At 38.5% G+C, this 21,799-nt stretch carries 25 protein-coding genes; 17 read left to right on the forward strand and 8 right to left on the reverse strand.

The annotated features are described in order from the left end of the window. Positions 1-96 precede the first annotated feature (96 nt). The 17 genes from J4Q03_RS09410 (at position 97) to J4Q03_RS09490 (ending at position 13,067) form a co-directional block, all read left to right on the forward strand. Positions 97-501 carry a hypothetical protein gene (locus J4Q03_RS09410; RefSeq protein WP_426047940.1) on the forward strand — a complete coding sequence of 135 codons (405 nt, stop codon included), beginning with the start codon at positions 97-99 and terminating at the stop codon, positions 499-501. Between the two features lie 67 nt (positions 502-568). After that, positions 569-1,564, forward strand: a complete 996-nt coding sequence (locus tag J4Q03_RS09415; RefSeq protein WP_426047941.1) for a BtrH N-terminal domain-containing protein — start codon at positions 569-571, stop codon at positions 1,562-1,564. A gap of 1 nt (position 1,565) precedes the next feature. Beyond that, the gene (locus J4Q03_RS09420) at positions 1,566-2,324 is read left to right on the forward strand and encodes an ABC transporter ATP-binding protein (protein ID WP_426047942.1); all 759 of its coding nucleotides are present in this window, start codon (positions 1,566-1,568) and stop codon (positions 2,322-2,324) included. Continuing rightward, entirely contained in the window at positions 2,311-3,579 is a 1,269-nt protein-coding gene (locus J4Q03_RS09425; RefSeq protein WP_426047943.1) for an ABC transporter permease, read from the forward strand. The genes J4Q03_RS09420 and J4Q03_RS09425 overlap by 14 nt, the downstream gene beginning before the upstream one ends. After that, positions 3,569-3,994, forward strand: a complete 426-nt coding sequence (locus J4Q03_RS09430; RefSeq protein WP_426047944.1) for an acyl-CoA thioesterase — start codon at positions 3,569-3,571, stop codon at positions 3,992-3,994. The genes J4Q03_RS09425 and J4Q03_RS09430 overlap by 11 nt, the downstream gene beginning before the upstream one ends. Beyond that, the gene (locus tag J4Q03_RS09435) at positions 3,994-5,127 is read left to right on the forward strand and encodes a beta-ketoacyl synthase N-terminal-like domain-containing protein (RefSeq protein WP_426047945.1); all 1,134 of its coding nucleotides are present in this window, start codon (positions 3,994-3,996) and stop codon (positions 5,125-5,127) included. Before J4Q03_RS09430 ends, J4Q03_RS09435 begins: the two co-directional genes overlap by 1 nt. Before the next feature lie 10 nt (positions 5,128-5,137). Next, complete coding sequence (locus J4Q03_RS09440) at positions 5,138-5,677, forward strand: 3-oxoacyl-ACP synthase (protein ID WP_426047946.1); 540 nt, start codon at positions 5,138-5,140, stop codon at positions 5,675-5,677. Positions 5,678-5,782: 105 nt separating this feature from the next. Beyond that, complete coding sequence (locus J4Q03_RS09445; protein ID WP_111958661.1) at positions 5,783-6,040, forward strand: phosphopantetheine-binding protein; 258 nt, start codon at positions 5,783-5,785, stop codon at positions 6,038-6,040. A gap of 88 nt (positions 6,041-6,128) precedes the next feature. Further along, on the forward strand, positions 6,129-7,328 hold the full coding sequence (locus J4Q03_RS09450; protein WP_426047947.1) for a beta-ketoacyl-[acyl-carrier-protein] synthase family protein: 1,200 nt from the start codon (positions 6,129-6,131) through the stop codon (positions 7,326-7,328). Beyond that, the gene (locus J4Q03_RS09455) at positions 7,325-8,386 is read left to right on the forward strand and encodes a beta-ketoacyl synthase N-terminal-like domain-containing protein (protein ID WP_426047948.1); all 1,062 of its coding nucleotides are present in this window, start codon (positions 7,325-7,327) and stop codon (positions 8,384-8,386) included. The genes J4Q03_RS09450 and J4Q03_RS09455 overlap by 4 nt, the downstream gene beginning before the upstream one ends. Before the next feature lie 60 nt (positions 8,387-8,446). After that, positions 8,447-9,199 carry a polysaccharide deacetylase family protein gene (locus tag J4Q03_RS09460; RefSeq protein ID WP_426047949.1) on the forward strand — a complete coding sequence of 251 codons (753 nt, stop codon included), beginning with the start codon at positions 8,447-8,449 and terminating at the stop codon, positions 9,197-9,199. Further along, entirely contained in the window at positions 9,196-9,822 is a 627-nt protein-coding gene (locus J4Q03_RS09465) for a LolA family protein (protein ID WP_426047950.1), read from the forward strand. The genes J4Q03_RS09460 and J4Q03_RS09465 overlap by 4 nt, the downstream gene beginning before the upstream one ends. Next, positions 9,788-10,429, forward strand: coding sequence for a hypothetical protein (locus J4Q03_RS09470; RefSeq protein WP_426047951.1), 642 nt, complete (start codon positions 9,788-9,790; stop codon positions 10,427-10,429). The genes J4Q03_RS09465 and J4Q03_RS09470 overlap by 35 nt, the downstream gene beginning before the upstream one ends. Before the next feature lies 1 nt (position 10,430). Then, positions 10,431-11,033 (forward strand): outer membrane beta-barrel protein, encoded by a 603-nt coding sequence (locus tag J4Q03_RS09475; RefSeq protein ID WP_426047952.1) that lies wholly within the window; start codon positions 10,431-10,433, stop codon positions 11,031-11,033. Positions 11,034-11,037: 4 nt separating this feature from the next. Beyond that, complete coding sequence (locus J4Q03_RS09480; RefSeq protein WP_426047953.1) at positions 11,038-11,409, forward strand: 3-hydroxyacyl-ACP dehydratase; 372 nt, start codon at positions 11,038-11,040, stop codon at positions 11,407-11,409. 4 nt (positions 11,410-11,413) lie between these two features. Next, positions 11,414-11,890, forward strand: coding sequence for a hypothetical protein (locus J4Q03_RS09485; RefSeq protein ID WP_426047954.1), 477 nt, complete (start codon positions 11,414-11,416; stop codon positions 11,888-11,890). A 4-nt stretch (positions 11,891-11,894) separates the two neighbouring features. Then, positions 11,895-13,067 carry a DUF2062 domain-containing protein gene (locus J4Q03_RS09490; protein ID WP_426047955.1) on the forward strand — a complete coding sequence of 391 codons (1,173 nt, stop codon included), beginning with the start codon at positions 11,895-11,897 and terminating at the stop codon, positions 13,065-13,067. Between the two features lie 26 nt (positions 13,068-13,093). Here J4Q03_RS09490 and J4Q03_RS09495 read toward each other — a convergent pair whose 3' ends face one another. The 8 genes from J4Q03_RS09495 to J4Q03_RS09530 all read right to left on the reverse strand — a co-directional run bounded on the left by J4Q03_RS09495 (position 13,094) and on the right by J4Q03_RS09530 (position 21,710). Beyond that, complete coding sequence (locus J4Q03_RS09495) at positions 13,094-13,459, reverse strand: hypothetical protein (protein ID WP_426047956.1); 366 nt, start codon at positions 13,457-13,459, stop codon at positions 13,094-13,096. Continuing rightward, positions 13,456-15,141: a C45 family autoproteolytic acyltransferase/hydolase gene (locus tag J4Q03_RS09500; protein ID WP_426047957.1), complete on the reverse strand. Its 1,686-nt coding sequence runs from the start codon at positions 15,139-15,141 to the stop codon at positions 13,456-13,458. Before J4Q03_RS09500 ends, J4Q03_RS09495 begins: the two co-directional genes overlap by 4 nt. Further along, positions 15,128-16,663, reverse strand: coding sequence for a phytoene desaturase family protein (locus tag J4Q03_RS09505; RefSeq protein WP_426047958.1), 1,536 nt, complete (start codon positions 16,661-16,663; stop codon positions 15,128-15,130). Before J4Q03_RS09505 ends, J4Q03_RS09500 begins: the two co-directional genes overlap by 14 nt. Positions 16,664-16,816: 153 nt before the next feature. Next, positions 16,817-17,701 (reverse strand): lipid A biosynthesis acyltransferase, encoded by an 885-nt coding sequence (locus tag J4Q03_RS09510; protein ID WP_426047959.1) that lies wholly within the window; start codon positions 17,699-17,701, stop codon positions 16,817-16,819. 114 nt (positions 17,702-17,815) lie between these two features. Beyond that, the gene (locus J4Q03_RS09515) at positions 17,816-18,070 is read right to left on the reverse strand and encodes an acyl carrier protein (protein ID WP_034727052.1); all 255 of its coding nucleotides are present in this window, start codon (positions 18,068-18,070) and stop codon (positions 17,816-17,818) included. A 4-nt stretch (positions 18,071-18,074) separates the two neighbouring features. Continuing rightward, a complete protein-coding gene (locus J4Q03_RS09520; protein WP_426047960.1) occupies positions 18,075-19,295 on the reverse strand; it encodes a beta-ketoacyl-[acyl-carrier-protein] synthase family protein in 1,221 nt (406 codons plus the stop codon). 85 nt (positions 19,296-19,380) lie between these two features. Then, positions 19,381-20,112 (reverse strand): 3-oxoacyl-ACP reductase FabG, encoded by a 732-nt coding sequence (fabG, locus tag J4Q03_RS09525; protein ID WP_426047961.1) that lies wholly within the window; start codon positions 20,110-20,112, stop codon positions 19,381-19,383. A 77-nt stretch (positions 20,113-20,189) separates the two neighbouring features. Continuing rightward, positions 20,190-21,710 carry an HAL/PAL/TAL family ammonia-lyase gene (locus tag J4Q03_RS09530; protein WP_426047962.1) on the reverse strand — a complete coding sequence of 507 codons (1,521 nt, stop codon included), beginning with the start codon at positions 21,708-21,710 and terminating at the stop codon, positions 20,190-20,192. Positions 21,711-21,799 lie beyond the last annotated feature (89 nt).

Here is a 21,799-nt window from a genome sequence, read left to right on the forward strand (position 1 = left end):
TTAATAAAGCCTGTTCTGGCATTAATGTAATATGATTTACATATAATGTATTTTCACTATTTTAGCCAACTGATTAAAAAGAATAATACGGTTTACATGAAAAAACAAGACCTGCCTCAGGACGAAAGCAATCTGAAGTCAGCAAACATGACCGAAGTCTTGTATGTGACGGACGAAAATGACAATTATACAACGGCAAACAGCATTGGCTGGGAAGCTAAAAAAGCAGCCCTTGAAGAGTCTATGGAGCTTATTCATGAAAGGATTGAAGAAGCCAGGCAAAATGTTGCCCATAATTTGGTAAGTCCTATTATTTACTTCATGGAACTGAATAAAATGGACTTAAGTGTTCTCGCGTCTTATGTCGGTATGTGGCAGTGGAGAGTGAAAAGACATGCAAAACCAAAAGTATTTAAAACACTAAACCAATCCGTACTGAAAAAATATGCAGATGCATTTGGGATTTCAGTGGATGAATTAAAAAACTTTGACGGAAAATAATAAAGAAATGAAGCATAAAAAATATGCAGAATTTCATTTCGCCAATGAAAAAGAATAAAAGCAGCAAATGAAACTTAACTTCGAACACCATCAAACCGCGCATTGCGAAAACGGTGTCGCCTCCAATCTGTTACTTAATAAAGGCTTAAAACTCAGTGAACCTATGATCTTCGGGATCGGCTCCGGACTGTTTTTTGTCTATCTGCCGTTTTTGAAAGTGAATTTCGCTCCAGGCTTCAGCTATAGACCGATGCCGGGCGCTATTTTCAGCAAAGCAGCAAAACGACTGGGGATTAAAATCAAAAGAGAAAAATTTTCCAACCCTAAAGAGGCACAGTCCGCTTTAGAAAGAAACTTAAATCAGAATATTCCTACAGGACTTCAGGTAGGTGTCTTTAATCTTACTTATTTCCCCGAAGAATATAAATTTCACTTCAATGCCCACAATCTTGTGGTATACGGTAAAGAGGACGGAAAATTCCTGATCAGCGATCCGGTGATGGATTATACCACTACCCTATCAGAAGCTGAACTGGAAAAGGTAAGATATGCCAAAGGTGCACTGCCTCCAAAAGGACACATGTACTACCCGACCTACATTCCGGAAAATGTGAATATTGAAGAAGCCATCAGAAAAGGGATCAAAGATACCTGCAAAAATATGCTGGCTCCGGTTCCTCTTATCGGTGTAAAAGCTATGAGATGGGTGGCCAGAAGCATTCCGAAATGGGCAGAAAAGAAAGGGACAAAAGTCACCAATCACTATCTCGGACAACTGATAAGAATGCAGGAAGAGATAGGCACCGGAGGAGGCGGTTTCCGGTTTATATATGGAGCATTTCTTCAGGAAGCTTCGGTAATTCTTAAAAATGAAGAGTTAAAAGAGCTTTCAAAAGAAATTACAGCCATCGGCGATTTATGGAGAGACTTTGCCGTGGATATTGCCCGTGTTTACAAAAACAGAAACTCGAAAAGCGATATTTACAACAACCTTTCAAAATCCATGCTTCATATTGCTGATCTGGAAGAAGCTTTTTATAAAAAACTGAGAAAAGCGATCTGATATGGCAGAGAATATGATTGAGATTAAAAATCTCTATAAAAAATATAAAAACTCCGATGACTTTTCTGTCAACGACATTTCGCTGACTATAGAAAAAAACGAGATCTATGGAATTCTTGGGCCGAACGGAGCAGGAAAAACCACTTTGATCTCTATGCTTTCAGGCTTGATCAAACCGACCTCGGGACAGTTTACCATCAACGGTCTGTCTCCTCATAAAGACAGCTTTAAAATCAAACAGATTATTGGCATCGTTCCTCAGGAATATGCTCTTTATCCAACTCTTACTGCTAAAGAAAACTTAATGTTTTATGGAAGCCTGTACGGTTTAAAGCATAAAGAACTTAAAAGAGTCATCGATGAATCCTTAGAGATCATGGGGCTCTCGAAGTTTGCAGATAAACAGGTAGAACAGTTTTCCGGAGGAATGAAGCGCCGCTGCAACCTCATCGCAGGAACGCTTCACAATCCGAAAGTACTGTTTCTGGATGAGCCGACCGTAGGCGTTGATGTTCAGTCTAAAAAAGTGATCATCGACTTCCTGCAGGAGCTGAATAAAAACGGAACCTGTATTATTTATACGTCTCACCACCTTTCCGAAGCGGAGGAGTTCTGTACCAAGATCGCCATTATCGACCGGGGAAGAATCCACGCCATAGGAACACCGGAAGAATTGGTATCACAGATCGCAAACGCTGAAAACCTGGAAGACGTTTTCATATCATTAACAGGAAAAGAACTAAGAGATGTTGTTGTATAAACTTTGGAGAAGCTTCGTGAAGGAAATCCTTCTTCTGAAGAGAGATATCGGGGGAATAGTCATTATTTTCGTCATGCCGTTGCTGTTAATTGTAACGATCACTTTAATTCAGGATTCTACCTTCAAAAATCTGGAAGGCTCAAAGATCCCGATCATTTTCATTGATAATGACAAGTCTGAAGTCTCAAAAAATATAAAACAGGAACTGGAAACCAGTAAAACATTCCAGCTGCTGACCAACTATAATGAAAAGTCAGCGCAGGAAGCCGTGTTTTCCGGAGATTACCAGATGGCCATCGTTATTCCTGAAAATTTAACGAAAGATTTAAATTCAAATATAGATTCCAAAGTTCAGACGATTGTAAGCTCGTTTGGCTTGGAAGGAGATTCTGCAGCTGTTAAAAAAACAGCTCCGAAAGCAAAAGAAATTCACCTGTATTTTGATCCGGCTACCAATGCAGGATTCAAAAACTCAGTGATGAATTCCGTGAATAAAATGGTTTTTGAGATCGAAAACAAAAAGATCTACAAAGCATTTCAGGATCAGCTGGGAACTGAGGAAAACCTTGAGGAAAATAAAAACCTGATCAGTTTCAAAGAAATCACCCCGAAAAAGGGCACCATGGACGTAATGCCGAATTCTGTTCAGCATAATGTCCCGGCATGGACACTTTTTGCCATTTTTTTCATTGTAGTTCCTCTTTCTATTAATTTAGTGAAAGAAAAAAGCCAGGGTACAAGCGTAAGAGCAAGGATCAGTCCGACCCCTTATTTTGTTCATATTTTAGGAAAAACATTCACTTACCTCATCATCTGTATCATTCAGTTTTTACTGATGGTAGCCGTGGGTATCTATCTTTTTCCCTATATGGATCTTCCGGCTTTCGATGTTTCTGGAAAAATGTTCCATCTCCTTGTTGTTACCCTGTTTTCAGGGCTGGCGGCGATCGGATTTGGCGTTTTACTGGGAACCATTGCCGACACCCAGGAACAGTCTGCTCCTTTTGGAGCTACTTCGGTGGTTGTTCTGGCCGCGATCGGAGGAATATGGGTTCCCGTATTCTTAATGCCTGAATTTATGCAGACCGTAGCAAAATTTTCTCCAATGAACTGGGGACTGAATGCCTATTACGATATTATTTTAAGGAACAGCAGTATCGGAGGAATTGCCAAAGAGCTCGCATTCCTTTTTGCATTCTATATTGCCATGGTAACTATTTCTATTTTTTACGAGCGAAAACAAAATGCAGTCTAAAGAAAACATATTGACCTGTACCGAAGAAGTAAGAGTAAGGTTCAACGAAACAGATCCGCTGGGCATTGTCTGGCACGGACATTATATCGTGTATTTTGAAGACGGAAGGGAGGCTTTCGGAAGAGAACACGGCCTCACTTATCTTGATATTCAGAGGGAAGGCTATGTGACACCTATCGTAAAAAGTACCTGTGAGCATTTTTTGCCGTTAAAGTATGGTGAAACATTCAGGATTGTCACCACTTTTGTGAATTCGGTATCCGCAAAACTGATCTACACTTATGAGCTTTTCAACCAGGAAGATCAATTGGTATGCAGTGGAGAAACCATTCAGGTATTCTTAGACAGCAATGGAAGCTTATGCCTTTATAATCCGGACTTTTTTCAGGCCTGGAAAGTTAAAATGGGATTATAATGAAGAAAGAAACTTATATTACAGACTACAACTGCGTCACTCCTTTAGGATTCGATGTTGCTTCCAACTGGAACCATCTGGTGGAAGGAAAATCAGGAGTCGCATTACATAAAGTTATCGAAAACCACGAAGCTTTTTATGCTTCCATTATTGATACTGAAAAGCTGGAAGAAGAATTTAAAACCAATTTCGACAACCCGGATTTTACAAGGCTGGAAAAAATGTTTCTTCTGAGTCTTAAACCTCTGGTTGAAAAGCATGAAATTACGGAAGAAACGGCTTTTATATTATCAACGACCAAAGGAAATATCAGCTTATTAAAAAATCAGGCGGAGTTACCGGAAGGCGTTTATCTTTCAAATTTAGCGCAGAAAATTGCTGATTACTTTGGATTTAAAACAAAACCAGTTGTCGTTTCCAATGCCTGTGTTTCAGGAGTAATGGCTATTGCTGTTGCCAAAAATATGATCCAGGCAGGAAAATATAAAGATGCTTTTGTGATTGCCGGCGATGAGGTTTCTGAGTTTGTGATCTCCGGATTCAATTCTTTCCAGGCCATCGGAACAGAACCCTGTAAACCATATGATAAAAACAGGAACGGCATCAATATTGGTGAAGCAGCTGCCGCCACGTATATTACTTCTGCCCCGAATAAAAACGAAAACTTTAGGTTTAAAATATCCGGAGATTCTGCAGTGAATGATGCCAATCATATTTCCGGCCCTTCCAGAACAGGAGACGGACTCTATGCCAGCATCAAAAGTGCAATGACAGAAGCAAATGTCACATCGGAACAGATTGATTTTGTTTCCGCCCACGGAACTGCTACTATTTATAATGATGAAATGGAAGCCATTGCTTTCAACAGAATGGAGCTTCAAAATATTCCATTAAACAGCATGAAGGGGTATTACGGACACTGTCTCGGCGCATCCGGACTTCTTGAAAGCATTATATCTATGGAAAGTGCCCGCCACGGGATTCTGATTCCTTCAAAGAATTTTGAAGAAACAGGAGTTTCCCAGCCTTTAAATATCATTAAAGAAAACCAGTTTGCAGCCATTCAGTATATTTTAAAAACAGCTTCAGGCTTTGGCGGATGCAATGCGGCTATTGTTTTCGAAAAATGTTAAAATGAAAGTGATGAAAAAAACTGACAGCTGTATCATAGAACATTCAAAAATAACCGTTAACGGAGATCCTGTTTTTGAAAGCCAGAGCGAAACATTTCATGACTTTGCAAAAGGTGCCTATAAAAGCTTAGAACTCAATTACCCAAAGTTTCATAAAATGGATAATCTGAGTAAACTTGCATTTCTCGCTGCTGAAATGGTTTTAAAAGATGAAGACCACAGCAGAACAGCAGTGGTTCTTGCCAACAGGTCATCAAGTCTGGATACTGATTTTAAATATCAGGAAAGCATCAATTCGCAGGAAAATTACTTCCCAAGTCCTGCTGTATTTGTCTATACCTTACCTAACATCTGTGTAGGTGAGATCAGTATCAGACATACAATGCAGACGGAGAATGCTTTTTTCGTTTTAGATGAATTTGATGAAAAATTTTTAACCGATTATGCAGAACAGATCCTGCTGTCCGGAAAAGCGGAAAAAGTTCTTTGTGGTTGGACAGAACTTTTTCAGGAAAATTACAAAGCTTTTGTATATTTGCTAACCTTATAAAAAATGTAATAACATAAATGTAACAATATAGCATTCCGGCAATGTAACAATCCCTTCATTGTTACACTGGTAAATTGATAAATTGCTACATTAATTAATAAAATTATGGAAAACTTAAAAACAGAATTGAAACACAAAATTATTGAAGTCCTTAACCTTGAAGATGTTTCTGTAGAAGAGATTAAAGATACGGATCCATTATTCGGAGGCGGTTTGGGCCTTGATTCTATTGATGCTCTGGAACTGATTGTTCTGCTTGATAAAGATTACGGAATAAAATTAGCCGATCCTAAAAAAGGAAAGGAAATCTTCCAGTCTATTGATACAATGGCTGCATTCATTGAAGAGAACAGAACGAAATAATTTATTCAATCTAGCAATATATCAATCTAACAGTTTACCAATTATTGTTACACTGATAGATTGATATATTGTTACATTATACAATAAAATGAGTCGAAAAATTGCCATAACAGGAATGGGCATTATTTCCTCCATCGGAAACAATGTGGAGGAAAATTTTATTTCGTTAAAATCCGGAAAACACGGAATTTCAGACATTGAGATGTTTGAAACCCGGCATGCCGGATCTATAAAAACAGGCGAGATAAAATGGTCTAATGAAGAGCTCGTACAACAGCTTCAGCTGCCTGAAGACAATAATGTGACGAGAACCTCTTTATTAGGTATGATTGCCGCAAGAGAAGCTGTAAAATCTGCCGGGATTTCAAAGATCAATGAATACAAAACCGGGCTCATCTCTTCCACCAGTGTAGCCGGAATGGATATCACTGAAAGATATTTTTACTCTTACGAACATTTTCCTGAAAAGCAAAAATATATCGATGCTCATGATGCAGGTAATTCCTCTTTAGCCATTGCGGATTATCTGGGGTTGAAAGGTATGGTTTCCACCATCAGTACAGCATGCTCTTCGGCTGCCAATGCTATTATGATGGGAGCAAAACTGATTAAAAACGGAGTTTTAGACCGTGTCATCGTTGGAGGAACAGATTCCCTTTCAAAATTTACTTTGAACGGATTCAATACCCTGATGATCCTTACAGATTCTTACAATACTCCTTTTGACAACGACCGGAAAGGTCTGAATCTTGGTGAGGCAGCCGCTTTTATCGTTCTCGAATCTGATGAGATTGTAAAAAAAGAAAATAAAAAAGTACTGGCTTACCTTTCCGGCTATGGTAATGCAAATGATGCCCATCATCAGACCGCATCGTCTGAAAACGGGCAGGGTGCTTTTCTGGCCATGCAGCAGGCACTTAAAGTATCCGGGCTGGCCAAAACAGACATCCATTATATCAATGTTCACGGAACGGCTACTCCCAATAATGATCTTTCGGAAGGAATTGCCATGATCAGGATTTTTGGAGAAAATAATGTTCCTGAATTCAGCTCTACCAAAGCTTTTACCGGGCATACTCTGGCAGCAGCAGCGGGAATTGAAGCGGTATTCTCTATTTTGGCGATGCAGCACAGTGTCATTTTCCCGAATCTGAATTTCAAAACGAAAATGCAGGAGTTTAATTTAACCCCGGTTACTGAGCTGAAAGAGAAAAATATCAACCATGTTCTTTCCAATTCATTCGGATTTGGTGGTAACTGTTCTACTTTAATTTTCTCAAAATCATGAGTGCCGTATACATCAACAGTGCATCCTGCATTTCAGTACAGGACACTTTAAAAGAAAATTTCCTCCAGGATCTTAAGGCTGACCAATCTATTCAGATTTTAAAAGCGGTAGAGCCTAATTATAAAGAATTCATTCCGCCTGCGATGAGCAGAAGAATGTCTAAGACCGTAAAAATGAGCTCCGTAGCTTCCCATTATGCTTTAAAAGAAGCTGGAATTGAACAGCCGGATGCCATTATTGTGGGAACAGGAATGGGATGTTCACAGGATTCTGAAAAATTTTTGAAAAATGTGATTGATAACAAGGAAGAGTTTTTAACTCCAACATTCTTTATTCAGTCTACTCATAATACCGTTGCAGGACAAATTGCGCTTGGACTTCAATGCCATGCGTACAATTTCACGTATGTTAATACCTCTTCATCTCTGGAGTTTTCATTCCTGGATGCCAAACTTCAGATCAATGACGGCGAAGCTGAAAATGTTCTCGTAGGTGCTGCGGATGAGCAGACTAACAGAACTATGGAGCTGTATTGTTTGAATAACACTATTAAAAAAGAAGAGGATCTTCCTGCTGATTATTTACATTCTGAAACAAATGGCGTGATCTGGGGTGAAGGTGCGGCTTTCTTTGTTTTAGGAGAAGAAAAAACTGAAAATTCTTATGCTAAACTCAGAGATATTCAGATGATCAACAGATTGGATCTGGAAGAAACACCGACTTTTATAACCGACTTTTTAGCCAAAAATAATTTGAAACATGAAGACATTGACGTGGTGATCTTAGGTTTCAGCAGCGATTCTGCATCTGATGCGTACTATACAAAAGCGATGGATGCATTTCAAAATTCAGCTTTGCTGTACTACAAACATCTGAGCGGAGAATTCAATACAGCCAGTGGCTTTTCAACATTTATGGCGTGTCATATTCTGAAGGATCAGCAGATCCCGGAAATAATGATGATCAATTCAGAGAAAAAGACAGAAGTTAAAAATATTCTTCTTTATAATCATCTGGCAGGAAGCGATCATAGTCTTATGCTGCTGGAGAGAGCTTAAAATGAAAGGGTAAATAATGAATTTGTAAATTTGTTATTGCCAAATTCAAAATAACAGAAGATGAAGCATTACCCATTCATTCTATTTTATCTTGTCTGCAATGCATTTATTTATGCGTTTCATGGAAGCTTTTGGGTTTATATAGCTTGTTTTCTGGCATTTTCTGCAGTTATAGTCTGGGGATCTTTTGATATACAGCTCGGGTATTTTGTCAACAGCATTACTCATAAAAGAACGAAAACCAATGAAGTTGCCCTGACTTTTGACGACGGGCCGACTGAATTTACCCCGCAGTTTTTAGATTTGCTTAAAGAACATCAGGTAAAGGCTACCTTTTTCTGCATCGGAAAACAGATCGAAAAATTTCCTGAAACATTTCAAAGGATTATTGCCGAAGGGCATACCGTCGGAAATCACACCTTTTCCCATTCCAACAATACAGGCTTCCTATCAGCTTCAAAAATGACAGAGGAGATTGAGAAATGTGATGATATAATGGCAAAAGCCGGCCCTGTACAAACTGATTTATACCGGCCTCCTTTCGGTGTTACCAATCCAAATATTGCCAAAGCTATAAAAAGAACTCATAAAAAAAGCATCGGCTGGAATGTCCGTTCACTGGATACGGTGATAGACGATGAAAAGAAGATTTATAAAAGAATAACAAAAGGTCTGAAGAAAGGAAGTATCATTCTTCTGCACGACACTTCCGAAAAGACTTATCACGTATTGGCCGATTTATTGTTATTTTTGAAGGATAAAAAATATTCGACATTTACGGTCGATTCAATTACAAAAATCAAAGAAAAATGATTAAAAATATTGCTTTTGGAGCATTTTTATTAGTTTCCGGCTTCATTTCTGCACAGATGACAGCAATGTCAGGAGCGGAAGCAAAAGCATTTGTCACCAAAGTTTCTTCTGAGGCCCAACAAATCAAAACCATGCAAAGCGACTTTACCCAGACCAAGAAAATGGATTTTCTGGATAAAAATATTGTCACTTACGGGAAAATGTCTTTAAAAACCCCGAATATGCTGAGCTGGAAATACACCAAACCTTATCAGTACAGCATTGTTTTTAAGGATAATAAAATTTTCATCAACGACCAGGGGAAAAAATCATCGGTAGATGCCAAGAGTAAGACATTTGAAAAAATCAATAAGCTGATTGTAGGAAGCTCGAACGGAAAAATGTTCAGCGATCCTGAATTTACTGTTTCTTATTACAAAAACGGAAACTTCAACGTGGCGAAATTCACTCCGAAATCTTCCCAACTGTTGAAATACATCAAACAGATCGAACTGCATTTTCCTAAGAATCAATCTGCTGTTTCTCAGGTGAATATGACGGAAGCCTCGGGAGATACTACTAATATTGTTTTCAAAAACACCAAGATCAATGCAACGATCGCAGCTTCAGAGTTTAGTTTATAGTTTCCTTGTTTTGCTGTTTGTTTCCTGCAAAAGCTATAAACTTCCAGAGGCAAAACCGGTTCAGAGTTCTGAAAAAACTGTTGAAAATTTATATTTTTCATCCGGTGAAGACTATGTTTATAAATGCCAAATGGATATTTATAAAAATCATGTAAGCGGTATACTGATCATTAAGAAGCTTAATGAAACAACCCATCGTGTGGCTATGACCTCTGATTTTGGAAATAAACTAATCGATTTCGAGATCTCTGAGAATGATTTTAAGCTGAATTATGTTCTCCCGGATCTGGATAAAAAGATCGTTATCAATTTTTTAAGAAATGACTTCCGGGAGCTGTTGAAAAAACAATACCCGGTGAGTGAATCATTTGAAAATAATGATTCTAAAATTTATCTGTCAAAGGCTGATCATAAGGCCTATTATCTGTTCTTCAATAAAGAAAACGGCCTGTTAAAAGAAATTGTGTACACAAAAAACAATAAGGAAAAAATCGATTTTACTTTTGAGGCAAAAAAACATATCTTCGCGGATAGCTTAAACCTGCAGCATAAGGATTTTAAGATCAATATAAAACTATTTCAAATAACCGAAACTGAACAGAATTAACATGAAAAAACTTCTATTTTTAGTCACAGCCTTTATTTCAGGTCTGTCTTTCTCACAGGTAACTTTTACCCCGGGAATCAGAGCGGGAGCCAATTTCTCTCATTTTTCGAACAGTGAAGAATTTAATTATTATTATCTGGAAGAATTCCCCAACGCTGCTGAACCTTATCTGGACTATAAAACGAAAACAGATTTTTACATCGGCTTTATAGGGAATATCCGTCTTGCGAAATTTTATGCTTTGCAGCCGGAGATCAATTATTCCAGACAGGGAGCTAAAATAAGCACGAATGTAAACAACTGGGACGGGAAAGCACTTTCCGTATCTTATCTGGGATTACAGCTGATCAACAAATTCTATTTCAACCAGTTCAATGTACATGTTGGGCCAACTTTAGAATTCGTAGTTGATAAAAAGAATTTTGATCCTGAAAATGAGATCGACCTGGGAATTACAGCAGGTTTAGGGTACGACATTACTAAAAACTTTGGCATCGAAGCCAGAGTAAAAAAAGGTTTTATTCCTGTGGACAGCTACAATAGAAATCACTCTAATGTTGTTTTCCAGACAGGACTTTATTATACATTTAATCTGAAAAAATAAGATCATGCAGACCATTCTTACAGACTTTTATACTTTGGAATCTTATGAAAAGGCAGAAAACGGAAGTTTTACCGCTTATATTCATCTGAATAAAGATCATGATATTTTTAAAGGCCATTTTCCGGGGAATCCGGTTACACCAGGGGTTTGTATGATGCAGATCGTAAAAGAGCTGACGGAAGAGTTCACAGGCTCTAAGCTATTTCTGAAAACAGCTTCTAATGTGAAATTTATGGCTATTATCAATCCTTTTGAAACCCCGGATCTGAAACTGCAGCTGGATATCACTGAGAATGAAGAAGATGTTAAAGTAAAAAATACAACCTCTTTTGGCGAGACTATTGCATTGAAAATGTCAGTAAGCTATAAAAAATAAGATTATGAAACTTTTTTTATCTCTCATAACGGCTTTTATTTTTTTCTTCCAGAGTGATCTGGAATCTTTAAGAAGCAGCTATGCAAAAGCCAATCTGTCTAACGCCAATACGGAAGCCTTCATTAACCTTGCAGAAAAACAATCCGGTTCAGATGCCGTAACCAGCGCCTATAAAGCAGCGGCAAAGATCATGGAAGCAAGGATTGCTAAAAATAATAGAAAAGCGCTTGTAAAGACCGGTGCTACCAGCCTTGAAAGTATTATCAAAAGTAATCCCAACAATATAGAACTGCGCCTGATCAGGCTGAGCGTTCAGGAAAATATTCCGAAAATAGTTGGGTACAGAGGCAGTATTAAAGACGATAAAGCTTTTCTTATCAATAATTACAGCAAGCAGAACACCACACTGAAAAGTTATGTGAAAAAATTTGCCATGCAGTCTAAATCCTTTACAGATACTGAAAGAGCTACTATAAAATAAACCAATGACCCTTCCTGAAGTACAAAATGCGATTTCTGAAAAGAAGATCTGCATTTTAATACCTACCTACAATAATGAGAAAACTCTGAAGAGAGTGATAGACGGTGTTATGGAATATACCGACAGTATTATTGCAGTTAATGACGGTTCTACAGATTCTACTTCAAAAATATTAGCACAATATCCTCAGATAGCGGTGATCTCTCTACCGGAGAACAAAGGAAAGGGAAACGGACTTAAAACAGGCTTCAGAAAGGCAAAAGCACTGGGCTATCATTACGCCATCACCATTGATTCTGACGGGCAGCATTATCCCGATGACATTCCTGTATTCGTGGAAGCCCTAGCCAAAGAAAAAGAAGATGTACTTCTGATTGGAAACCGCAACATGTCACAGGACGGAATTCCTAAAAAAAGCAGTTTCGGAAACAGGTTCTCCAACTTCTGGTTCTGGTTTGAGACCGGAATAAAACTGGAGGACACCCAATCCGGCTATAGATTATATCCATTACTGAAAATTCCGAAGAAGTATTTTACCCCAAAATTTGAATTTGAGATCGAGATTATTGTAAGAACGGCCTGGAGGCATGTTCCTGTAAAAAATGTTCCGATAAAAGTGCTGTATGATCCGGCAGAACGGGTTTCACATTTCAGGCCATTTCAAGATTTCACAAGGATCAGCATTCTGAATACTATTTTAGTGGCTATAACACTGCTTTACATTATTCCGAGAAATTTCGTGAATAATTTCAAAAAAAAAAGCTTTAAAAAGTTCTTAAAGGAAGATGTTCTGGAAAGTGACGGCAGCAACCGCACAAAGGCATTTTCAATCGCTCTCGGCGTTTTTATAGGGCTTTCTCCTTTTTGGGGATTCCACACTCTGCTTGTCATCTCTCTATCCGTTCTTTTTAAGCTGAACAAGGTTCTGGCTTTTATAGCCTCCAATGTCAGCCTTCCACCATTTATTCCTTTTATTATCGCAGTTTCTCTATTTTTAGGATCTCCTTTTGTGCATGGGGACAGTAATATTTTGAGCAGTGAACTCAATTTTGAGCTGATCAAGAATAATCTTCTTCAATATGTGATCGGGAGTGCTATTCTGGCTACTTCAATGTCTGCTCTTTGCGGGATTGTAGCGTTTATTTTTCTGAATAAACTGAATCCAGAAAATAATTAATCAGCTGTAAGCCTTTTCATATAAAATCATTTAAAGACAACATCCGAAAATGATAACGGGCTCATAATCAGGGTGACAAATATAGCAAGTATAATCAGAACCAACTGATACTGAGCATAGGTTTTTGCTTTATCCTCTTCTTTTACTTCAAAAGTAAATCTAATTTTATCCGGTTTCCTGATGATCAGCCAGATAAATACCAAAATAATAAGGTTCAAGACGATGGGTGCAAAAAGAAACAGTTTGCTTCCGAACCCGTCATTCTTGCCTCCGTATCCATGAATAGGTATAATATCCGGAATAGAGCTGTACTTTGTAAGCAGGTAAACGGTGTAACCCATAATAATGATAAAAGGAATACAGAACAGTAATTTTATATGTTTGGGGATCATTTTAGCTTTTTTAAAGTTCTTTTCAGGTATTTTTCTACATTTTCTCTGTCCGGAACTGTGGTAATTTCTTTGGCTAGCGCTTTTTCAAACTCAGTTTTTGCTTTTGAAAATTCATTGATACCAAAATAGTATTTCCCGGCCTGAAAATAGACCAGCCAATAATCCGGATTCATAGATTGATAATAAGGAATAAAATCATCAGTTAATGCTATATCCTCTTTTTTATTTATGGCGGCACTAACTTCTGTTTCTAACATCTTAGAAATTTCATAATTATTGAATTCTTCCGAATCTAAAAAGGGATCTCTGGCGATATTCAGTGTTGTTTTTGCCTGTAGGCTTTCTTTCAAATCTGTTCCGGAAAAGATCTCATTCAGGTCATAACAGACAAATTCTCCCAACTGATAAGGGTTTGACGAAACCCACACCAGCCTTTTTTCAGGTGAGAAAATGACCGCATGGTGAGCCAGCAACTGGTTGATTGCTTTTTCATTCCCGTAGCCTATCTTTTGATCTTTTAAACCGGATTTGTCCCGTAAAATGGCTGCCATTTTTTCAGGGTTGAGCTTTTTCTTTTCCTCAAGAAGTTCCTGAAGTTTTTCATACCGGTATTCGGAGTGACTTTCTATAATATGTTTCTGGTTTCTTCTGTCATCTTTATAGGCCTCGGACTGAAAATGATTGGTACAAAACACTCTGCTGGTATTTTCCACCCTGTAAACTCCGAAATTTTCAGGGGATACTTCAATGATTACTGCATTTTTATCATGAGCACTTCCAACCAGAATAGATTCGGAAACGAAAACCTTTCTTTTTTTTGCAATAGCAATGGCCTCCTCAATATTTTTAGCATACTGCAGAATTTCCCGTGTCACAAGGGAGATCGGCGTCTTGGCTGTTAAAGGAATTTTAGATTTTCCGGCATTAATTGTTACTGTTATTCCTTCTTTATTCATTCCGGAAACTACACCTATCATTCCCGGCCAGCTAACGGACATGTATGGAATTCCGGCTTCCGGTTCTACAAATTCGACCAGCTTATTTTTAGCAAACTCATCTCCTACATAAAAATCAAAGTTCCTGCCGATAAGTAACTGCCCATCTTCTGTATTTTCATTCCAGACGGCCAGCGAAGTACAGCCTACCATAGCTAAATCCTGCATGGCATGGCCAATGTCGTGAGCTCCGTGAAGATAGAGGCTCCGGAGATATTTTGGCGCAATAAAATTATATTTATCCGAAGAATACTGAGACAGCCCGTACAATTCTGCCTGATAGTCTTCTCTTACATTCAGGTACATTTTTCTGTTGTACCATTTCAGGAATCCTCTCAGGAGTTTCTGTTTAAATTTTGACGGCACAAAACCTTCTACTTTAGAGAAGAAGATCTCTTCCTGCCGCTGCATCAGGTTTTGGGTTAAGGCTCCGTTATTATATCCGAGCTGCAATGGATTTCCCTGAATATAAAGCTCCCAAAGCTGCTGCTTATTTTTGGTTAAATAATTCCGGTTAAAGCTAAATGTAGAGTCATTGATCTTATTGACCTTTGGTGTTTCCAGCGCATAGGTACTGACCTCCGGAGTATGGTGAACCGATTTTGAGACACCACATGAGATAAGGGAAAGAATCAGGATAAACTGGAATCCTTTAAATGCTGCAGCAAGCCTGTTATTTCTTTTCATGGGTATTGATCATTTGTTTCAGGCGTTCATCTATAATTTCTTTTCCCAGAATTTCTGCACAGGTATTGAAAGCCCCGATCGTTACTCCCAGAATTCCGTGCATGTTGACAGACTGCCCTGTCAGGAACAGATTTTCGGTCTTGGTACGGGGCGAGACCATTGTTTTAAGCGGATTATCTGAACTTTTCATGTATCCGTACATATTTCCTTCAAAGCTTCCGATATAGTCTCTGTAAGACAGCGGAGATGAAGTATAAATACTTTTTATAGAATGCCTGAGGTTTGGGATTTTCTTTTCTAAAGCACCGATCATTTTTTCTGCTTTTTCCAGCTTGAACTGTTCGTATTTCAACCCTCTTTCGTGTTCTTCAGCAACTGTATTTACCGTTTTTTCCCAGGCTTTAACCTCATCAAAATCCATATAGGAGATCGCGGTAAGGCTTTCTGCATAATCAGGATGATGCTTTGAGGGAGTGGAAGAAAGCATGTAGGTCTCAGGCCAGCTGTCTTTACTGTACCGGAATGCATTCCAGATCATTTCTTCTGATGAATAATGGTAAATATTATAATTAAAGTTTGGCAGTGACTGTGGTTTTAAAACCAGATAAACACTGAAACACGAAGAAACAGGCTCCCAGCTCATCACTCTGTTCAGGAAAGATTTCCTCAGCTTTTCTTCTCCAATTAGCTTGATGAAGGAACGGATTTCTATGTTTGAAATAAATTTCTTCGCTGCATATTCTTTTCCAGACTTTGTTTTTACGGAAGACAGCACTCCGGCTTCATTAAAAATAAATCCGGAAACCTCCGAGTGCTTGTGCACTTCTGCACCGTATTGGCGAAGCTTTTTGATCAGGAGTTTTGTGATCTGACTTCCTCCATTTACGCATTTGTAAGCACTCTGAATATAGGAATTCACTGTAAGTGCATGAACGTAAAACGGTATGTTTTCTGAATCTCCACCATATAAAAAATTAGAGCCGAGCAATACAGCCTGCAGCTTTTTATCCTGGGTAACAGATTCTATAAATCTTTTGGTATTGAGATGGAGAATTTCCTCATTATAGCTGTCTTTCCCAACCACCTGATACCTCGGAAACTGTGCACAGACATACTGGATTTCTTCGCAGTAGCTTTCCAGGTTTTGTTTTTCATTGGGAAAATAGGCTGTGAGCTGTTCAATAAAATTCTCATAGCCCTGTGCATGAGGATATTCGATGTTTTCATCACCAAAAGAGATTTTATCATAACCGTCTTCATTCATTTGCTGAAGCTCCAGATCATCCATAATCTCAAGATAGGAAAAGAACTGATGGAGGTTCTGTCCTTTTGAAAGGCCACCCAGATAATGAACTCCGGTATCAAAGATGAGCTTTTCCCTTGAAAAAGTCTGCAGGTTTCCGCCATACTGATTATTTTTCTCCAGAACACAGACTTTCAGACCTTGTTTCGCCAAAATTAGAGCCGAAACAAGACCTCCCAATCCGCTGCCGATCACAAGTATGTCGTATTCTTTTTTCAAAAGGAGAAAAGCTGTGTTTTTATTTCAAAAATTAAGAAATCCCGGATTGGAAAATAATACCTGAACCCGAATGAAAGGTTCATCTATCCAATTCCTGAATTTATTTAACGATTTGAGTTTATTAATTAGTTTTCAGGGTTAAAATTAGAAAAATTAATCAATATCATCCCAAAAATCGAAATAATTGAACCATTGAAGCGGATATTTTTCAATCATGGTCTCAAGGTTTTGAACATAAGAATTGAGAAGTCCCTGAGAATCACGGTTTTTAATGTTTTTTGCCACCCTTGCGTATAAGTGGTAATGAAGATTCTTTTCTTTCATCACATACACATACACCACGGGAACACCGAGACGTGAAGCAATAAGGAACGGACCGGCAGGAAATTTTGCACTTTTACCCAGCAGATCGGCTTCGAGATATTTTGAACCCTCGAAATATCGGTCTCCTGTAAAGCAGATCAGTTCATTATTCGACAAAGCCTGATTGATCTCAAAAATATGCGACATATCTTCTTTGACATAGATGAACTTGATATTACTCTGTTTTACGGAAACACTTTCCAGGTACTCTTTAATGACCGTTACTTCCTGGTCTGTAGTGACAAGATTGATCTGGCAGTCGAAATCAATGTCGGCAAAGAAATGTTCTGCTATTTCAAAATTTCCGATATGGGCACTGATAAGGACACCGCCTTTTTTTTCAGCCAGAAGGCTGGTAAGATTTTCAACACCATCAAATTCGTAGGTATATTTTTCTCTTAGTCCTGCAGAAATGGCAGTTTTATCAATCAGTACTTTTCCGAAGGTAAAATAGCTTTTAAATACGGAAGCTTTTGATTTCCAGTATCCATAATCCAGTCTTTTATGAAAATAGTAAAAGATGTAACGGTTGCTCTTTTTCAGAAATAAAAAATAATAGGAAGCTACAAAATACAGCACAACATATGAACTCCGGATCCCGATATTTCTAATACACCAAACGAATATTTTATATCCTAATATGGTTCCTTTAGATTTACCTTTCCACTTGTTCATATATACAATTTACCATTTATCAATGTACCAGTGTAACAATATTCGGTTGAATTAATTGCTACACTGGTACATTGTTTATTGTTACATTATTAAAAAATAAAGTTCAATCGATAGTTATGCGTTTTTTTCAGCGATTTTTTGTTCAATAGTAGTATAGAAATCATCAAATGTGACCATTTTTTTGAAATCTGCCTCTCCTAATTTCACTCCAAAATTAGATTCGATAACCACGACCATATCGATATAGTCCAGACTGTCAAGTCCAAGCGTCTTTTTCAGGTTAGCATCATTGCTGATCTCATCACCATCCACCTCGAATTCGTTTACTAAGAAATCATTAACGATGTCAACAATTTTTTCCCTTTCCATGTTTTTAATCAAATTTTTTAACTATTAATGCGGAGTTGGTTCCCCCAAATCCGAAAGAATTTGACAAAAATACGTCAATTTTTTGATTTTTCGTTTTTGAGACCAAATTTATCTTTTTTGCCTCATCGTCAGGGTTTTCCAGATTAATGTTCGGGGCAACGAAATCATTCTGCATCATCAGAATTGAGTAAACAACTTCACTTGCTCCTGCCATCCAGCACTCATGGCCGGTCATCGACTTGGTAGAACTTACAGGAACATCACTTCCGAAGATCTCGTGTATCGCTTTGGCTTCATTGGCATCGCCAATGGGTGTGGAAGTCGCATGGGCATTAATATAGTCGATATCTTCTGCTTTTAATCCAGATTGCTTCAAAGCTCTGTCCATGGCCAAGGCCGGACCGTCCACATTAGGGGTTGAGATATGTCCTCCGTTTGAAGAGAAACCATAACCCACAATCTCTGCAAGGATGGTGGCTCCTCTTTTCTGAGCAGATTCTAAGCTTTCCACAATAAGGCTTGCCGCACCTCCGCTCGGGATAAGCCCGTCTCTTCCGGTATCAAAAGGCCTTGATGCTTTTGTAGGTTCGTCTTCTCTCACAGAGAAAACACCGAGCCCGTCAAAGCTCGCCATTGAGTATTTGTTGGTTTCCTGGGCTCCTCCGCAGATGATCATATCCTGAAAACCATTCCTGATCATCATATAGGCCAGTCCCAGGGAATGCGAACCGCTGGCACAGGCTGCACTGATGGTAAGATTGATGCCTTTCAGCTTAAAGATGGTTGAAAGGTTCATCGTTACGGTAGAGTTCATCGATTTGAAGATGGCTCCCGACCCCATCAGTGTGGTATCTTTCTTTTCTCTGGCAATGTCGATAGATTCTACCACTGCCTGAGAAACACTGTCATTTCCATATAGAATACCTACTTCATGGCTGTCCAGGAAATCCTGGTCTATACCTGCCTGCCTCAGTGCGTCACTGGTTGCAAGGTATGCATATTCGCTTTCTTCGCCCATGCTTACACGCTGGCGTCTGTTGAGTAGATTTTTAAGATCCGGCTTGGGCACCACCCCTGTAAGGCCTGACCTGAAACCGAATTCTTTTCTTTCCTGTACTAAAGCAATACCGGATTTTCCTTGATATAGGGATTCTCTGACTTCTTCCAAAGAGGTCCCGATGCAAGAATAAATTCCCATTCCGGTAATTACAACCCTATTTTCCATGAGTTCTATTAATTTAACAATGTAACCATCATATTGAGGACAAAGCCACATTGCTACACTGATACATTGCTATATTGTTATATTGTTAAGAGTAAATTCCTCCGTTTATATTGACTATTTCTCCGGTAATGTACGAAGCTTTTTTAGAAGCTAAAAATGCGACCAGATCTGCGACTTCTTCTGCTTCCCCAAACCTGTTGGCCGGAATCATCGCTTTAAGTTCGTCTTCATTAAAATCCTGGGTCATATCTGTTCTGATGAATCCCGGAGCTACTGCATTTACTGTAATATTTCTTTTAGCGACTTCCTGAGCCAAAGCTTTTGTAGCACCAACCAAAGCTCCTTTTGCTGCAGAATAATTGGTTTGCCCCGCTGTTCCCTTTACTCCGGAAACAGACACCATATTGATGATTCTTCCGTATTTATTGCGGAGAAGTTTTTGAATAAAGAAGTTGGTTACATTAAAAAAGCCGTTAAGACTTGTGTTGATGACACTGTTCCAGTCTTCACTCTGCATCCACATGAACAATCCGTCTCTTGTAATACCGGCGTTGTTTACGATCACCTCAACAATAGCATCGGGGTTTCTGTCCTGCCATTGCGTTAAGACATTTTGACTTTCTTCAGCATTGGCTACATCAAATTTAAGGATCTCTCCTGTAGCTCCCAATTCTTCTACTTTAGCCAAAGTTTCTTTAGCCGCCGCCTCGTTTGAAGCGTAGTTAATGAGTATATGATAGTTTTTTTCTTCCGCCAGTTTTATACAGACCGCTCTTCCAATTCCCCTGGAGCCGCCTGTGACAATTGCACATTTCATGTGTTAGTGTTTATTTAGTTTTAGCTTTTTTTTTAATTTCAATCCCCTAGTGTATGACAATTCATTATCAATGATAATTACATGGTCTTCAAATATTTTTTCACTTCTTCCAAGTACGGATACATCACCATATCATCAGAGAATGCAGGAATGATCTTTCTTATCTCGTCATACAGCTCTTTGGTAGAAGACGAAACTTTATCCTGAAATCCAAGGTATTCAACAGCCTGGATGATGGTAATCGCTTCAATGGCCAATACTTCAAATGCATTCTCGATCACTTTTCTGCAGATTACCGCTGCATTGGTTCCCATACTTACAATATCCTGATTATCATTATTGTTAGGGATACTGTGTACATACATGGAATTTGAAAGCATCTGACTTTCCGCGGTTGTAGATGTTGCGGTAAACTGAACGCCCTGCATTCCGAAATTAAAACCTAATTTACCTAAATTTACAAAAGGAGGCAAAATTTCGTTAATCTTTGCATTTAAAAGGTAGTTCAACTGCCTTTCTGCTAACATTGTAAGCTTCGTAACAACAATTTTCAGCTTATCCATTTCCAATGAAATATAATCTCCGTGGAAATTTCCGCCGTGGTATACATGCCTGTCTTTTACATTAATGATCGGGTTGTCATTGGCTGAATTGATCTCGTTTTCAAGAACATTCTCAGTATATTCCAAGGTATCCAAAACCGGACCTAAGATCTGGGGAACACATCTTAATGAATAATATTCCTGAACTTTTTCCTTAAATACTTTTTCCTGCTCTTCAAAGTGAGTATAAAGATGGTCCTCTCTTTTTCTGATCAGTTTACTGTCTGCCAGATGGGCACGCATTCTTTCGGCCACTTTCTGCTGACCGATATGTTTTTTTGTACCATTCAAAGCTTCTGATAAATGATCATCATATGCCTGAACAATCTCATTAATCGCACAGGAAAGTCTGATTGAAATATCCGTTAACTGATTGGCTTTATAGGCATTAACAATTCCTATTCCGGACATCACGGAAGTTCCGTTCATCAAAGCAAGTCCTTCACGGATTTCCACCGTGATCGGCTCTAATCCTTCGGTTTCAAAAACTTCTTTTGTTGCTTTTCTTTCTCCTTTATAAAAAACTTCACCTTCCCCGATCAAAACCAAGGCAAGGTGGGCAAGCTGTACCAAATCACCACTAGCACCTACTCCTCCATGTTCGAAAATCAACGGTGTAATATCTCTGTTGATCAATTCTTTAAGCAAATGAATAACAGACTGATGAACCCCTGAATTCCCAAGAGAAAGCGTATTGAGTCTTGCCAACATACAGGCTTTTACTTCCCGGGCAGGCAATGGGTTTCCGATTCCTGAAGAGTGGCTTCTGATCAGGTTATACTGAAGCTGATGAGTATCTTCATCGCTGATCTTAAACTGGGCCATCGGTCCGAAACCGGTATTGACACCATATATTACTTTATTTTTCGAAAATTCCTTTAAAAACTGAAAACTTTCTTCCACTCTGTCCAAAAGTGAGTCATTCAGTTCAATTTTTTCGTTTTCAATGATAATTTTTTGAAAATCCTTCAGTTCTAAAAAGTTATTTATTTTCATCAATTAAAAGTAATAGTTGCTAATTTTGTAAAATATTAATTAATTGTCACTAATTTTGCGGCAAAGATAGAAGTTATTATTAAAATAAA

Source organism: Chryseobacterium sp. NFX27 (genome assembly GCF_049887855.1).
Taxonomy (GTDB): domain Bacteria; phylum Bacteroidota; class Bacteroidia; order Flavobacteriales; family Weeksellaceae; genus Chryseobacterium.

Bases quoted from the DNA above. Each gene is read 5' to 3' on its own strand.
- J4Q03_RS09430 (WP_426047944.1), top strand. From the start codon at position 3,569: ATGCAGTCTAAAGAAAACATATTGACCTGTACCGAAGAAGTAAGAGTA.
- J4Q03_RS09520 (WP_426047960.1), bottom strand. From the start codon at position 19,295: ATGGAAAATAGGGTTGTAATTACCGGAATGGGAATTTATTCTTGCATC.
- J4Q03_RS09495 (WP_426047956.1), bottom strand. From the start codon at position 13,459: ATGATCCCCAAACATATAAAATTACTGTTCTGTATTCCTTTTATCATT.
- fabG (WP_426047961.1), bottom strand. From the start codon at position 20,112: ATGAAATGTGCAATTGTCACAGGCGGCTCCAGGGGAATTGGAAGAGCG.
- J4Q03_RS09485 (WP_426047954.1), top strand. From the start codon at position 11,414: ATGAAACTTTTTTTATCTCTCATAACGGCTTTTATTTTTTTCTTCCAG.
- J4Q03_RS09490 (WP_426047955.1), top strand. From the start codon at position 11,895: ATGACCCTTCCTGAAGTACAAAATGCGATTTCTGAAAAGAAGATCTGC.
- J4Q03_RS09420 (WP_426047942.1), top strand. From the start codon at position 1,566: ATGGCAGAGAATATGATTGAGATTAAAAATCTCTATAAAAAATATAAA.
- J4Q03_RS09510 (WP_426047959.1), bottom strand. From the start codon at position 17,701: ATGAACAAGTGGAAAGGTAAATCTAAAGGAACCATATTAGGATATAAA.
- J4Q03_RS09425 (WP_426047943.1), top strand. From the start codon at position 2,311: ATGTTGTTGTATAAACTTTGGAGAAGCTTCGTGAAGGAAATCCTTCTT.
- J4Q03_RS09410 (WP_426047940.1), top strand. From the start codon at position 97: ATGAAAAAACAAGACCTGCCTCAGGACGAAAGCAATCTGAAGTCAGCA.
- J4Q03_RS09455 (WP_426047948.1), top strand. From the start codon at position 7,325: ATGAGTGCCGTATACATCAACAGTGCATCCTGCATTTCAGTACAGGAC.
- J4Q03_RS09515 (WP_034727052.1), bottom strand. From the start codon at position 18,070: ATGGAAAGGGAAAAAATTGTTGACATCGTTAATGATTTCTTAGTAAAC.
- J4Q03_RS09470 (WP_426047951.1), top strand. From the start codon at position 9,788: ATGCAACGATCGCAGCTTCAGAGTTTAGTTTATAGTTTCCTTGTTTTG.
- J4Q03_RS09460 (WP_426047949.1), top strand. From the start codon at position 8,447: ATGAAGCATTACCCATTCATTCTATTTTATCTTGTCTGCAATGCATTT.
- J4Q03_RS09415 (WP_426047941.1), top strand. From the start codon at position 569: ATGAAACTTAACTTCGAACACCATCAAACCGCGCATTGCGAAAACGGT.
- J4Q03_RS09435 (WP_426047945.1), top strand. From the start codon at position 3,994: ATGAAGAAAGAAACTTATATTACAGACTACAACTGCGTCACTCCTTTA.
- J4Q03_RS09445 (WP_111958661.1), top strand. From the start codon at position 5,783: ATGGAAAACTTAAAAACAGAATTGAAACACAAAATTATTGAAGTCCTT.
- J4Q03_RS09475 (WP_426047952.1), top strand. From the start codon at position 10,431: ATGAAAAAACTTCTATTTTTAGTCACAGCCTTTATTTCAGGTCTGTCT.
- J4Q03_RS09450 (WP_426047947.1), top strand. From the start codon at position 6,129: ATGAGTCGAAAAATTGCCATAACAGGAATGGGCATTATTTCCTCCATC.
- J4Q03_RS09530 (WP_426047962.1), bottom strand. From the start codon at position 21,710: ATGAAAATAAATAACTTTTTAGAACTGAAGGATTTTCAAAAAATTATC.
- J4Q03_RS09465 (WP_426047950.1), top strand. From the start codon at position 9,196: ATGATTAAAAATATTGCTTTTGGAGCATTTTTATTAGTTTCCGGCTTC.
- J4Q03_RS09500 (WP_426047957.1), bottom strand. From the start codon at position 15,141: ATGAAAAGAAATAACAGGCTTGCTGCAGCATTTAAAGGATTCCAGTTT.
- J4Q03_RS09480 (WP_426047953.1), top strand. From the start codon at position 11,038: ATGCAGACCATTCTTACAGACTTTTATACTTTGGAATCTTATGAAAAG.
- J4Q03_RS09440 (WP_426047946.1), top strand. From the start codon at position 5,138: ATGAAAAAAACTGACAGCTGTATCATAGAACATTCAAAAATAACCGTT.